13 protein-coding genes and 1 other annotated feature are annotated in these 14,045 nt (G+C 41.5%); of the genes, 8 read left to right on the top strand and 5 right to left on the bottom strand.

Going from position 1 to position 14,045, the window contains the following annotated elements; genetic code table 11:
• Positions 1-25: 25 nt before the first annotated feature.
• Both sfsA and FZC88_RS22400 read right to left on the bottom strand, forming a co-directional pair.
• Entirely contained in the window at positions 26-751 is a 726-nt protein-coding gene (gene sfsA / locus FZC88_RS22405; RefSeq protein ID WP_148996521.1) for a DNA/RNA nuclease SfsA, read from the bottom strand.
• Between the two features lie 24 nt (positions 752-775).
• On the bottom strand, positions 776-1,555 hold the full coding sequence (locus tag FZC88_RS22400) for a hypothetical protein (RefSeq protein ID WP_148996520.1): 780 nt from the start codon (positions 1,553-1,555) through the stop codon (positions 776-778).
• A 458-nt stretch (positions 1,556-2,013) separates the two neighbouring features.
• Here FZC88_RS22400 and FZC88_RS22395 point away from each other — a divergent pair, with 458 nt between their 5' ends.
• The 3 genes from FZC88_RS22395 (at position 2,014) to FZC88_RS22380 (ending at position 6,418) form a co-directional block, all read left to right on the top strand.
• Positions 2,014-3,189, top strand: coding sequence for an FtsW/RodA/SpoVE family cell cycle protein (locus tag FZC88_RS22395; RefSeq protein ID WP_148996519.1), 1,176 nt, complete (start codon positions 2,014-2,016; stop codon positions 3,187-3,189).
• A 51-nt stretch (positions 3,190-3,240) separates the two neighbouring features.
• Positions 3,241-3,445, top strand: a binding site (T-box leader).
• Positions 3,446-3,496: 51 nt separating this feature from the next.
• Positions 3,497-5,179 (top strand): arginine--tRNA ligase, encoded by a 1,683-nt coding sequence (gene argS / locus FZC88_RS22390; protein WP_148996545.1) that lies wholly within the window; start codon positions 3,497-3,499, stop codon positions 5,177-5,179.
• A 657-nt stretch (positions 5,180-5,836) separates the two neighbouring features.
• Complete coding sequence (locus FZC88_RS22380; RefSeq protein ID WP_148996517.1) at positions 5,837-6,418, top strand: YqaA family protein; 582 nt, start codon at positions 5,837-5,839, stop codon at positions 6,416-6,418.
• A gap of 47 nt (positions 6,419-6,465) precedes the next feature.
• On the opposite strand, the gene FZC88_RS22375 is transcribed toward FZC88_RS22380, so the two are convergent.
• From FZC88_RS22375 to FZC88_RS24630, 3 genes are all read right to left on the bottom strand, one after another.
• Positions 6,466-7,365, bottom strand: coding sequence for a diacylglycerol/lipid kinase family protein (locus tag FZC88_RS22375; RefSeq protein ID WP_148996516.1), 900 nt, complete (start codon positions 7,363-7,365; stop codon positions 6,466-6,468).
• A 166-nt stretch (positions 7,366-7,531) separates the two neighbouring features.
• Positions 7,532-7,813: a hypothetical protein gene (locus FZC88_RS22370; RefSeq protein ID WP_262372022.1), complete on the bottom strand. Its 282-nt coding sequence runs from the start codon at positions 7,811-7,813 to the stop codon at positions 7,532-7,534.
• Positions 7,814-7,896: 83 nt separating this feature from the next.
• Positions 7,897-8,046 (bottom strand): Lmo0850 family protein, encoded by a 150-nt coding sequence (locus tag FZC88_RS24630; protein WP_181778163.1) that lies wholly within the window; start codon positions 8,044-8,046, stop codon positions 7,897-7,899.
• 405 nt (positions 8,047-8,451) lie between these two features.
• Here FZC88_RS24630 and FZC88_RS22365 point away from each other — a divergent pair, with 405 nt between their 5' ends.
• The 5 genes from FZC88_RS22365 to cls all read left to right on the top strand — a co-directional run bounded on the left by FZC88_RS22365 (position 8,452) and on the right by cls (position 14,018).
• Positions 8,452-8,865 carry a CBS domain-containing protein gene (locus FZC88_RS22365; protein WP_148971266.1) on the top strand — a complete coding sequence of 138 codons (414 nt, stop codon included), beginning with the start codon at positions 8,452-8,454 and terminating at the stop codon, positions 8,863-8,865.
• Between the two features lie 219 nt (positions 8,866-9,084).
• Complete coding sequence (locus tag FZC88_RS24180) at positions 9,085-9,252, top strand: hypothetical protein (protein WP_187443454.1); 168 nt, start codon at positions 9,085-9,087, stop codon at positions 9,250-9,252.
• A gap of 257 nt (positions 9,253-9,509) precedes the next feature.
• A complete protein-coding gene (locus tag FZC88_RS22360; protein ID WP_148996515.1) occupies positions 9,510-10,712 on the top strand; it encodes a DUF819 family protein in 1,203 nt (400 codons plus the stop codon).
• Between the two features lie 306 nt (positions 10,713-11,018).
• Positions 11,019-12,452, top strand: a complete 1,434-nt coding sequence (locus FZC88_RS22355) for an alanine/glycine:cation symporter family protein (RefSeq protein ID WP_148996514.1) — start codon at positions 11,019-11,021, stop codon at positions 12,450-12,452.
• 117 nt (positions 12,453-12,569) lie between these two features.
• Positions 12,570-14,018: a cardiolipin synthase gene (gene cls / locus FZC88_RS22350; RefSeq protein WP_148996513.1), complete on the top strand. Its 1,449-nt coding sequence runs from the start codon at positions 12,570-12,572 to the stop codon at positions 14,016-14,018.
• Positions 14,019-14,045 lie beyond the last annotated feature (27 nt).

Genomic DNA, 14,045 nt, shown 5'->3' with positions numbered 1-14,045 from the left:
TTCACATGCTATAATGGATGTGAGATTAATCCTTTTTTGTATATACAGGTAAAGGTCCATTTAAGGAAATGCGCTCTGGCGTCACGATACAGCTTCTTCCGAAAAATCGGACACCCTGATCTTCGGCTTCTTTCATGACCCGGGCAAAATGGGGATCGATTTCAGGAGCGGATGTGATTCCGCACAAATCCGTTCGCTGAGCAATAAATAGGACTGCTGATTGATGGCTTCCTATCGACTGCAGATGTGTAAGCTCTTCAATGTGCCTTGCACCTCTTGACGTGACGGCATCAGGAAACCTGCCTATTCCATCTACTACCATGGTGACACTTTTTACTTCAAGCAGTAATTTTTGTTCCTTTTGTTTGTGGGTGAGCAAGAAGTCAAAGCGTGAGCTTCCTACTTTATATTCCGCTTTTTCTAACCGCCAGTCTTTTAGCTCTTCCAGCACTTCCAACTGTAAGGCTTCGAGCACTAACCGATTCGGATATTGGGTATTCAAAGACACATATATTTCGTTAGAAGCATCATACGTCATGACGGCCGACCATTTTGTTTTCCTTTTAGGGTCGGTTGATTCCTGAAGCCATATCGGGTTCCCCCGCACCAATAATTCTTTTAGTCTGCCTGGGTCAGGTAAGTGAACTTTCTCGATTGAACCTGAAGGAAGCTGACACTCGAGCACAAATCGATTGAGGCGCTCGAGAAACACCCCTCGAACCAAGTTGTCATGAAACTGAATTTCTACCAAGCCTTCACGCTCCTTCTTTCCTCGTCACCGAAGTAAAGCACTCCAGCTTTTCGTTTTGCGATCATAGGATAATAATCCGTTTGCTGGTGATTTACGGATTTGCTTATAATCTTCCGCCATCTCATCCATATCGTAATAATCACCGATCACCCATATAGGGATTTCTATCTTGCCTCTCGTTAGTATGGCTTTTTCCAACGAAATGACCATGCCTTCTTTTAATTTGTCTCTAAAGGAATGAATCACTTCCTGACCGATGATCGGGTAGTCTTTCTCTTTCTTCATACCAAATAAGCCTTTTCCGCCTTTGACTGTACTCAATTTCGAAGAAACCGTTGCTCCTAACATATGATAGAAGTCTTCAAATTCCCGATAATAAATCTTATTAAACCACCCATCGTCATGGGAAAGATACGCGTAACGATTGTTCAACTTTGAATAAAAAGGAGGGTTCAGGGGTTGCTTGACGTGCCCCATATAAAGAAGCTCAGCGATTTCCTGACCGTTCAATTCGTCGACTCCCACTTCTTCTTCAAAGTCAATCCAACAGAAATCACCATAGCTCTGAACCCCATCATTCATGATCTTCTTCATTTCATCCTGTTCCACATACTCCATATGCGTATGTATATTAAAAGCGCCATGTTCGTACTGATGCTTAATTAGAAGTAGATTCTTCAATGGTTTTCGGGCATTTGAAGCAAACTCGTTGAAATTGATCCCGTAGGAAACGACATACTGACGATCCGTATTCTTGTGAACATAGATGATATCTTTAACCTGATTATTTGCCTTCAAGAACATTCCCTCCATCTGATTGACACGATGCACAACTCGTAGTTTCTATTTTAGCAAATATGTAGGGTACTTGTTCTTTTCTATTTCATTTCAAAATGATGACAAAAGTCGCAGGTAATTGTCGAAAATAGTCATATTGCAGGACCGTTGGCTTTAATTATTTCTATTTAGGTTATAGGAATGGAAGGAATCGCGGTCAGGTTTTTAGGCCACGGCACTTTCTTCTCATATTCCGAAGACAAATAATGATCACAATTATGTAAAAAATGGTATTACTTTTCACTCTTCCTCTGTCGTATCCCACTCCCATGGGCTTTATCATTGAATTCATTTCGACAAATTTCGTTTGATGCCTGTAACATCCCGTCAGAACTTCCGTATTTTATCAGGTCATGAGTAGAAATTTCCCTTCATTTCTATTAGACTAGGAATGTGAAATCTTTAGAAATTCAGGTGAATTGATTATGGAAACTCGCCAGCGATTTGCTGACAAGATCGATTGGGGTCTTCTCTTTTTATTAATGTTGTTTTTTATCGTTAGTGCTATGGGAATAAGCAGTGCCCAGACTTCAGGTCAATATGGGACAAACTTTGTGATAAGACAGGCTTTTTGGTATGTCGTAGGTGGAATTATTATTGGTGGAGCCTTATTCCTTGATTCCGATCAGTATAAGCGACTTGCCTGGTACATATACGGTGCAGGGATTTTCCTGCTGCTAGTATTACTCATCTCACCGGAAAGCATCGCCCCTTACAGAAACGGAGCCAAAAGCTGGTTCATGCTTGGACCGCTTGGTTCGATACAGCCTTCAGAATTTATGAAGACGTTCTTAATTCTTGCTCTTGCACGAATCATTACAAATCATCATGAGCTAAATCCAAGTAAAACATTACAGACAGATTTTCAATTGTTAGTGAAAATCGGGGCGACGACTCTCCTTCCCCTTGCCTTTATTATGCAGCAGCCGGATTTAGGGACTTCCCTTGTCATTTTAGCCATCATGACCGGAATCATTTTAGTTTCAGGTATTACGTGGAAGCTGATCGTTCCGATATATGCTTCTATCGGAGTGCTTGGGGGAATCATCCTTTCACTTGTGATTTGGGCTCCTGAGCTGCTTGAAAAATATTTAAATGTAAAGCCTTATCAATTTGGACGTATTTATGCTTGGTTAGATCCTTATAACTACGCAAAATTAGAAGGTTTTCACTTAATTAACTCCCTTAACGCCATTGGCTCCGGGCAGATCTTCGGAAAAGGCTACAGTGATGGAGAAGTATATATCCCGGAAAATCATACCGACTTTATTTTCAGTGTCATTGGTGAGGAATACGGATTTATTGGCGCAAGTGTCGTGATCAGCTTATACTTCTTGTTGATTTACCATCTGACGAAAACGGCTCTAGACACAAAAGAACCGTTCAACGCCTATGTATGCGCAGGGATTATCAGTATGATTACATTCCATGTGTTCCAGAACATCGGAATGACGATTCAATTACTTCCAATCACTGGGATTCCTCTTCCTTTTATCAGCTATGGGGGAAGTTCACTAATGGGGAATATGCTGGCCCTGGGACTTGTGTTCAGTATGAGGTTCCACCATAAAACGTATATGTTTTCATCAGAAGATTCTTAATTACAGGTTGCAATCGTCTCCAGAATGTGTAAAATAATAGTAATTATATACGCATATTCGAAGATGAAGAGAGTAATTCTGACGTGGATCGAAAGCGAGCCGGGGTTGGTGGAAGCCTGGTGTGAAGCCTGGGATGAACCGCACTTCTGAGAAGTTTTTCTTGAAGTCAGTAGAGAAGAACCGGGATCTCCCGTTATACAATGAGCGCCCTTTTGGGGAATAAGAGTGGTACCGCGAGCTAAAACTCGTCTCTATGTTGGATAGAGACGGGTTTTTTTGTGTTTAATTTTATCAGGAGGTGTAGATGATGGATTTGAAATCAATAGTAGCCGATGCGCTCACACATGTGTTGTCCGATTGGAACAAGAATAATCTTTACGAGTTGATTGAAACGCCCAAACATTCTCATTTGGGAGACCTGGCCTTTCCATGCTTCCAGCTGGCGAGATCATGGAAAAAAGCCCCCCATGTCATTGCAGGTGAGGTTGCCGATGCCCTCTCCTCTCCCTTTTTCAGTAAAGTGGAAGCAGTAGGTCCCTATGTTAATATCCGATTTGATGGAGTGAAAGCAGGGAAAGAAATTGTTTCAGCTATATTAGAGAATGGCAAGGATTACGGAAGTCATGAATTTGGAAATCAAAAAAACATCGTATTGGATATGTCCTCCCCTAATATTGCGAAACCATTTTCCATGGGACATTTACGCTCCACAGTCATCGGAAATTCCATCGCCACCATTGCCGAAAAGTGCGGATATACAACAGAAAAAATCAATTATATCGGTGATTGGGGTACACAATTCGGGAAATTGATCGTCGCATTCAATAAGTGGGGAAATCAACAAAAAGTGAAGGATAACCCAATCGCTGAATTGTTTATTTTATATAAACAATTTCATGAGGAAGCAGAAAAGGACCCCTCACTTGAGAAAGAGGGAAGAAAAGCCTTTAAGCTATTAGAAGACGGGGATCCGGAAGTAACGGAGCTTTGGAGATGGTTTAAAGAGGAATCACTTCATGCCTTCAAAACGATTTACTCGTTGCTCGGAGTGGAATTTGATTCCTATAATGGCGAAGCGTTCTTCAATGACAAAATGGATGAAGTCGTGACATTGCTTCAGGCTCATGACCTTCTCGAAACCTCTGAAGGTGCGAAAGTCGTTCGTTTAGAAGGAAATCTCCCGCCCTGCCTTATCAAGAAGTCAGACGGAGCTACCCTATATGCTACGAGAGACCTGGCTGCAGCACTTTATCGCCACCGTCAGCATGACTTTGATGAAGCTCTGTATGTTGTTGGCCAGGAACAGACCATTCATTTCAAACAAGTGATGGGAGTACTGAAAAAACTCGGGTTTAACTGGGCGGATGATATGAAACATATCCCCTTCGGACTTTATTTGAAAGATGGAAAAAAGATGTCCACCAGAAAGGGCAGAGTCATTTTACTCGAAGAGGTTCTCAAAGAAGCGATTCATATGGCTGAAGAAAATATTAAGCAGAAGAACCCTCACTTAATTAATGCTTCAGAGGTGGCGAAAGATGTTGGAGTGGGCGCCATTATCTTTCATGATTTAAAAAATGATCGTGTGAACGATATTGAATTCTCCCTGGAACATATGCTGACCTTCGAAGGTGAAACAGGTCCATACATTCAGTACACGTACGCCAGAGCTCAATCCATTCTGAGAAAAGCGGGTGGATCCCTTCCATTGACGTTTGAGGGGCTTGACGATGCTGAAAGCTGGGAAGTGATTAAACAGCTACGCTTATTTCCGGAGGTGGTCGAGAAAGCGTGGAAACACTATGCGCCTTCAACCATTGCCAAATATTTAGTCGATACCGCACAAAGCTTTAACCGTTATTACGGAAAAACTAAAATCATTTCAGAAGACTCCCAACAGGCCTCCCGTTTAGCCTTGGTTCATGCTGTTTCGACAGTCCTCGCAGAAGGATTGCGATTATTAGGAATGAAGTCTCCTTCAGAAATGTAGAATATATAATTTTTCTGTCACTATTTCCCGAGAAATAGATTATTTCGCTAAGCTCTTTTCGCCAAGTTTGTGGTTATCTTAGAGAAGGAAATTAGTAGTTGATTTCCGCTACAGGATGCTCGCTTTCCGCGGGGCTGGCGGTGAGCCTTTTCGGCACGTCTCCGTGGTCTCACCTGTCCAGCTATTCCCGCAGGAGTCGGGCACCCTTCCACTCCAATCAACTTTCTTAGCATGTATCTTTAAAAAAAATCAATAAAACAAAACTTTTAGCAAACAACCTCTTTAAAGTGAGTAGAGATTAATGTCTTATTAAAAATTAGATTGTTATTAACACTTTTCAGCTCTGTCACGCAAAACCTCTTAAAGATGGTGAGGGGAACTGCGTAGACTCCTGCGGAAGAACGTGCGTGCCGAGACCCCGGAAGCGAAGCTGAGGAGGCTCGGCCGTACGTCCGCGGAAAGCGGAGCGGTTCCCCTCACCATCCAGCAGACACTGATTGTCAGAGCCTTGGCAGGTTTTATGTTAATAATTTCCGTGAATTCGTTTCATCCCTACAGGATAATTCATGACTCCTTTTGTGAAAAGTGATATACTTTCTTATGTTCCATTAAAATTGAAAAAATAACGCTTGATCAATAAAGGAGATTACTAAATTTATGTCTGAACTACTTCACGCTTTCGAAGCATGGTTACTGGATTATGGTGTATGGGGACTGATTCTGGTTTCATTCGCTGACTCATCATTTTTCCCTATACCGCCTGATGTACTACTGATCCCATTAGCGATTGCCAATCCGGATAGCGCACTGCTATATGCACTTTATACGACTATCGCTTCCGTTATCGGAGCCCTTCTTGGCTGGTGGATTGGTAAGAAACTTGGACGACCGATCCTTGTATATTTTTTCTCTGAAAAAAGGATTCAAAAAGTAGAGGAATACTTTAATAAATACGGAGCGATGGCTCTTTTAATCGCAGGACTTACTCCTGTACCTTATAAGATCTTCACGATTTTCGCAGGTGTTTCCGGTGTTAAGATCAGAGTATTAGTGATCTGGTCGATCATCGGAAGAGGAATTCGTTTCTTCCTTGAAGGTGCAATCATCTTAGCACTTGGAGCTAAAGCAAAGCCTTTCATTGAAGAGAACTTTACACTTCTTACACTTGGAGCTGGTGGCGTCTTAATCGCCGTTTATCTGGTATACCTGATAATAAAGAAGAGAAAGAAAACTGTATAATCATAGGAAAAGAGAGCAAGGGTGAATGAAGCCCCCTTGCTCTCTTTTTATTCTGACATTCCAACCACAAATCGCAGATGCTTATTTAACACTTGGAGAGATTGCCTGGATCCTTCATATAATTCCCCATCCATATCAAGCTTTTCATTCTGTCCAAGTTCGATATAGGCTTCCCTTGCTTGTATGTGAATAATATCGTCATATTGTTCACTGATATTGCCAGTACTTTTGATAACGAGAAATTCCTTTAATAACGGAAATCCGCTTTTCTTGACTACGTAGATATCCATCAAGCCATCTTCCATATCAATGCAGGTCGGCAGTGGGTTAGAGCCTATCGATCGTCCGTTAGCAGCCAATAGCATCACCACTTCCTCTTCAATCACTTCATTATCAGTTGTTATCTTTACATTTAAGATTGGGGATTCCTGAATGGATTGAAACGCACTGATATAATAACTCAGTTTTCCGAGGACACTCTTTGATCCTACATCGATATTATCGCTTGTCTCTGCGACCAGCCCCGTTCCCCAGAAATTGCTGAAATACCGCTCGTCCGCTTTGACGATATCGATATCCTTTTCAATAGGACGCTCGGCAATGAGTCGGACAGCTTGTCCAATATTCATGGGAATATGTAACGAGCGTGCAAAATCATTACACGTCCCTCCAGGGAGGATGCCTACCAATGGCCGTTTTTCTAAGCCTGCCAATCCGTTAATGGCCTCATGAATCGTTCCGTCACCACCCATAATGACCACCAGTTCATATTGATGACCCGTTTCCTTACAAATTCTTTCGGCATCGCCTTTCTCTTTCGTTTTATGAATAATTAAGTTCGTGCAGATATTTAATAAAGGGGGCACGGCATCTTTTAACAGAACTTCTAACGTTCCTTGACCTGCCTTCCCATTACAGACCAACAGTATATCCGAAAACATCATCATGAATATCGTCACCTAACTTTTAGAGTAGTAAATAAAAAGAGGCTGACCCAAAACGATGAGTGATGTCATCCTTAAAGGACCAGTCCTAATTCTTTCAGAGTTTCTGATTTATTTCTATCATGTTATTGACTTAGAAGCCCTTGAATTCTTGGGTCAACCTCTTTTACTATGCTGTATTGGAATCCCCTTGAGGGACTTGGAGAACAGATCGATGGGCAATTCCAAGACGACCTTTAATATAACTTTCGGGGTCATAAGGAATATGGTGATTCTCCATTCGATGAATTTCCGTTTCTGCAAACATAGCAAGTGCACGGCATACCTGATCTAACGCCGTGCTTACACGATGAGGATCTGGTTGATCTCGGCTCATACAGTAGTATGAAATTTCATCTGCCTTCTTTCTGATTTCCTTTAATGCCTGTAAATCAAACATCATTCTTTCCATAACTACCCCTCCTCTTCACTACTACTTAGTATATCGTGAAAAAAGGGGGAATATGTCTGTCCAATATTTCTCGGGGAGTAAGTTCAATAGTCTTGGGTTAACGTCTTAGGTAATGGCTGATACTGCTTGAGTGAATGAAGAATTTCACGTCTTGATTTCGTTTTTGAAATATTAACACCAACGTTCGACAATTTCGTTATCACCTTTTTTAAGCGATCGTTCTCCTTTACCACGTTATTCACCTCTTTTATAATATGTCGTTACCTATTTGTACGTTTATTCTAAAGAAAAGTTTCACTTTATCGTTAATGGTTTTCCTTTTCCCTAAAAATGAAACTATAATCCTATTTCCTCACTTTTTCTTAGAATATTTTGTCCCTAATGACACATTTAATATCATGAAAATTAATCGCCCGGTACATCGAAAAAACATTCTCACTGGATCCTATACTCATACCAGGATAAGGAGGATCTTACGGGGGGTTAATCAAATGTTTATTACTAAATGATATCCAAGAAGCACTCTATGAAGGTCCGTCCCTCTCATTTGAAAATAATGGCTGAAACCATTAAGAATAGTTGAGTGGATTTGTCGAATAATAATGTTGTACTGCCAATTTGATTAAGGGGGAATTTACATGCAAGTTCGTGATATTATGTCGACAAATGTGGAAGCCGCTTCAAATCAGGACTCACTTCAGAGCGTCGCATCTAAAATGAGTTCCAGAAATGTTGGTTCCGTCCCCGTTGTTGAAAACGGACAAGTTGTCGGTATGGTAACAGACCGTGATATTGCTACTCGTGGACTGACTCAAGGTGCACAGGGAAATGTCTCTCAAGTTATGTCACAGCAGGTCGTGACAATCTCTCCGGATGCATCGGTTGAGGAAGCATCCGCTTTAATGTCTCAACACCAGGTCCGTCGTTTGCCTGTCGTGGAAAACGGACAGCTGGTCGGGATGCTGGCTCTGGGGGATTTGGCAGTACAACAGCAATCGGATCAAAGTGCCGGAAGCGCCCTTAGCGGAATTTCTCAAAATAACCTCCGCTAATTGAGGCTGCAGGTACTCACTTCTAAGCTTTCTTTATCCAAATGAGAGGCTATCTTTGCATAGCCTCTTATTTTGTGTTGTAGATGTAGTGAAGGTCCGCCCCTCCATTCGACTTGGTTATAGGTAAGTCGGCATATTTTTCACTTTCAGGAAGGATTTTCTTGGATTGTGACGAATATGTGTTAATACAAATGATGTTTATTGAGGAGGAGGTTTTTTATGAGTCGTGCTGCACGATCGTATCGAAAGGAAGTACGTCATTTTAAAAGTGAAAACCGTAGAAGAGTCTTCGCCGACAGTATTCTTGATTTCTTATTTATGTTATTTGGAATTTCAATGATTACGGGGATATTATTATTCGCTTTAGGATTCTGGAATTATTATTAATCCTTATCCCATCCTTCTATATTAAAAATCCTCATTACAAGCATTCATACATCTTTCCTTCATTTGAACTCATTGCCATGGATTCCTGTGGCTTTTTTTGTTGAGCAAACTGACCTTGTGACTCCTCCTTGTTCCTTTGAATGCCCCTTCTTTTATATTCAGTATTGATTAAAGATTAGCACTTATTAAAATTCTAAATAGTAACCGTTTTCAATGTTATAGTAAACCTTGTTATCTATTTTTAAGGAGGTTTTACTATGTGGTGGCGTTTTGACACTATCTTAATTCAAGAACCTATGGCAATCTTTTCTTATTTAGCTGCCTTAGTAGGTCTTGTGTTTATTCTTGGGGAGTCGAAGAATCCTTTCTTACAAAAGTTCTTTCATTATGCTCCACCATTAATCTGGACTTATTTCCTTCCGATGTTATCTACAACGTTTGGAATCATCCCGGATCAGTCGGCTTTATATGACTTTACATCGGCTTACATATTACCAGTGGGATTATTATTGCTGCTTCTTTCAGCAAATGTTCCTGCAACATTAAAGCTTGGTCCAAAAGCGATTACAATGTTCCTTGCCGGGACTCTTGGTGTCGTGATCGGAGGTCCCATCGCTTTAGCCATATTCCAGCCGTTTCTTCCTGAGGACGCATGGACTGGAGTAGCGGCACTTGCAGGAAGCTGGATTGGCGGGAGCGCCAATATGGCTGCCATGATTGAAGCTACTGGTACACCGAAAGAAATTCTTTCTCCTATTATTGTCGTTGATACCGTTGTCGGATATAGCTGGATGGGAATCATGATTGCCCTGGCAGGATTCCAACATAAATTCGATAAATGGAACAAAGCGGATAACTCTATCATCCGTAAGGTAAATGAGGATATGGGAGAACTTCAGCGTAAAAATGCCAAGCCTATCGAGGTTCCTTACCTTGCTGCCATCATTGGTTTAGGGTTCGGTGTAGCTTACGTTGTACGAAAGTTCTCAGAAACGTTACCGGTCACAAATGTACTCTCTGCTGGAACGTGGACGATTATGATCATTTCTGCAGTCGGGATCCTCTTCTCCTTTACTAAGGTCCGCACCCTTGAGAACTACGGTGCAAGTAAAATCGGATACGCAGGAATTTATCTCCTGCTTGCAACGATCGGAGCAAAAGCCGATCTTGCTTATGTATGGGATTCTCCTCAATACGTTGCAATGGGAATTGTATGGTTAGCCATTCATGTAATCATCATTTTCTTAGTGGCACGCTTACTGAGAGCTCCTTTATTCTTCGTAGCTGTAGGATCTCAAGGAAATATCGGCGGGACAAGCTCGGCTCCTGTTGTAGCCTCTGTATTCCAGCCCTCCCTTGCCCCTGTAGGATTATTGATGGGAATACTAGGTAACGTGGTTGGGACTTATGCCGCCGTTGCCTGTGCCTGGATTGCCGAATGGGTAAGCAGGACATTATAAGTTATGTAAAACGGATCACTGACCATCAGTGATCCGTTTTTTTGTGAACCTTAAACAGCCGTCCGTCAGTGTTCCTAAATAAAAATAATTATTCGGATAGAGAGAAAAATATTATTCCAGAATAATTTATCCAACCATTACTTTGGACTCATAACTTGAAAAGAAACCTTTATTACTATGACAAAATAGTTCGTCCTTCTAAATAACCATTGGTAATATTTTAATATTCAGATAATAACTTGACTTTTATTTGAAATTTTCAGATAATATAAAACGTAACCGACACAAATTTCTGAGGGGGTTATCATGGATATTTTAAACAATTTAGTCACGGAAGCAAATTCAATATTATGGGGGTATATTTTAATAGGCGTACTCCTCATTTTAGGATTATACTTCACAATCGGATCTAAATTCGTTCAGATTCGCCACTTTGGTGAAATGCTTCGATTATTAGGTGATAAAGATGTGGTCGAGGCGGAAGGGGAAAAGCAAATATCATCCCTGCAAGCATTCTTTATCGGAGCAGGTACTCGAATTGGTACAGGTAATTTAGCAGGAGTAGCCATTGCCTTAGCAATTGGGGGACCTGGAGCGGTATTCTGGATGTGGCTTGTCGCCATTCTGGGAGGAGCCAGCGCCTTTGTTGAAAGTACACTGGCCCAAATTTACAAAGAAAAGGATAAGGTTGGATTTAAAGGCGGCCCCGGCTACTATATGAAGAAACAACTGGGCAAGCCATGGATGAGTTCGATCTTTGCTGTCACCATCATCCTTTCTTTTGGGACAACATTCAATGCGGTTCAAAGTAACACCATCGCAACAGCTTTCAGTAATTCATTCGGAATAAATACGTTTGTTATCGGAATTGTGTTAGCCGGTTTGACTGCACTCATTATCTTCGGGGGCGTTAAACGCATAGCCACCTTTTCTTCCATCATTGTTCCGATCATGGCGGTCTTTTATATTGTTTTAGCTTTATTTGTAGTCATTACGAATATTACGGAAATGCCGGGAGTCATTGCACTGATTTTCAAAAGTGCCTTTGGATTTGAACAAGTGGTTGGTGGCGGAATTGGTGCCGCAATTATGAACGGTGTAAAACGTGGACTATTCTCCAATGAAGCCGGTATGGGTAGTGCGCCGAATGCCGCCGCTACAGCATCTGTTTCTCACCCGGTCAAACAAGGATTCATTCAGGCACTTGGTGTATTCTTTGATACGCTGCTCGTTTGTTCTGCAACTGCGTTTATCATCTTAACTTCAGATGCGTACGGTTCCGGGCTGACGGGGATCGAACTATCTCAAGCAGCCATGTCTGAGCACTTTAACTCATGGGCAGGTATTTTTCTAGCGATTGCCATTTTCACTTTTGCCTTTAGCTCAATCATTGGAAGCTATTATTATGGAGAAGCCAATCTTCCATTCATTAATAATAGCAAGACTGGACTTCTGATTTATCGCTTCATTGCTTTAGGAATGGTGATCTTCGGTTCTGTTGCAAGTCTTGATATAGTTTGGAGCTTAGCAGACTTCTCAATGGCATTAATGGCTCTTACCAACCTAGTTGCCATCGGTATTTTAGCACCAATTGCTTTTAAAGCATTGGACAACTATATGAGTCAGCGTCGACAAGGGTTGGACCCGATCTTCTATGCAGATGATATTCCCGGTTTAAAGGGTGTCGAAAGCTGGCCAACACGCGGGCGCGAGATGAGTAAAAAAGCTGTGAATGAATAAAGAATCCTACCGAACAGAGCAGGCTGACTTTCTGCTCTGTTTTTCTTTGTCATTTTTTTCTATTCCGTTCTCAGGTATACTACTTATAGAAAGCTAGTTAAAGGAGCCTTACATACTATGAGTATTCTATCTACTCTTTTAGGGGTTTTATTTGTTCTTAACCTGGTCCTCGCCAGCGTCATCATTTTCCTGGAGCGAAAAGATGCCGGTGCGACCTGGGCATGGCTTATGGTTCTGTTCTTCATTCCCCTTCTCGGCTTTATTCTTTATTTAATCTTCGGTCAGAACCTTAGCAGAAAGCGATTATTCGACTGGGAAGATATGAAGAAAATCGGCATCGAAGATTTGATTCAAAAGCAGATACTCTCCCTGAAAGAACACCGATTCCCTTTTAAAAATGAAACGTCCTCCCGCTATCAGGACCTTATTTATATGCACCTCATGAATAATGAAGCTCTTTTAACCCAGGATAACGAAGTGCAATTGTTCACCCATGGGGAGGATAAATTCGAGTCCTTATTGGAAGATTTGGATGCAGCACAGGATCATATTCATATCCAATACTATATCTTTAAGAAAGATCACTTAGGCAAGCGGATCCTGGGGAAGCTTACTGAGAAAGCACAGCAAGGCGTAAAGGTCAGGGTTCTGTATGATGAAATGGGCTCCCGGCGGACAAGAAGAAGCTTCTTTAAAGAACTTCTTGCAGCCGGCGGGGAAGTGGCCGTGTTTTTCCCTTCGAAAATTCCCTTTATCAACCTCCGCCTCAACTATCGAAATCACCGAAAGCTGGTGATTATTGACGGGAAGGTCGGTTATGTAGGTGGATTTAATATTGGAGATGAGTACTTGGGCTTGAATCCTAAATTCGGTTATTGGCGTGATACCCACCTGCGGATTTTAGGGAGCTCATCACTTGCCATGCAAACCCGGTTTATTCTGGATTGGAATCAAGCCAGCCGCTCAAAGAAGATCGCTTACGATTTACGATATTTCCCACAGCCTTCCTTTACTGGGCATGCAGGAGTACAGATCGTGACATGTGGCCCCGACTCTGAATGGGAGCAAATTAAAAACGGTTATATTAAAATGATTTCGTCTGCCAAACGATCCATCTATATTCAAACTCCTTATTTCATACCGGACGTCAGCCTACTGGATTCGTTGAGAATTGCTTCTCTAACAGGAGTCGATGTCCGGATTATGATTCCGAACAAACCTGACCATTTATTTGTGTATTGGGCGACCTATTCTTACATTGGTGAGTTACTGAAGGCAGGAGTGAAAATTTATATATATGATAACGGCTTTATTCATGCCAAAACCATTGTAGTGGATGAAACCATTTCCTCAGTTGGAACGGCAAATATTGATGTAAGAAGCTTTCGCCTCAACTTCGAGGTAAATGCCTTTTTATATGATCAAACCATCTCTGAAAATCTGAGTGCTGTATTCAGGAAAGATATTGAGAAGAGTAGAGAAGTAACCAAGGAAGAGTATAATAAAAGACCTATGAAAATCAAAGTAAAAGAATCAATTTCAAGGCTCCTGTCCCCTATCTTATAGAAGGGATATTTAAGACGTTGCCATGAG

The organism is Rossellomorea aquimaris, assembly GCF_008180865.1.
Lineage (GTDB): Bacteria > Bacillota > Bacilli > Bacillales > Bacillaceae_B > Rossellomorea > Rossellomorea yichunensis.
This window is presented reverse-complemented; position numbering and strand designations above follow the sequence as displayed.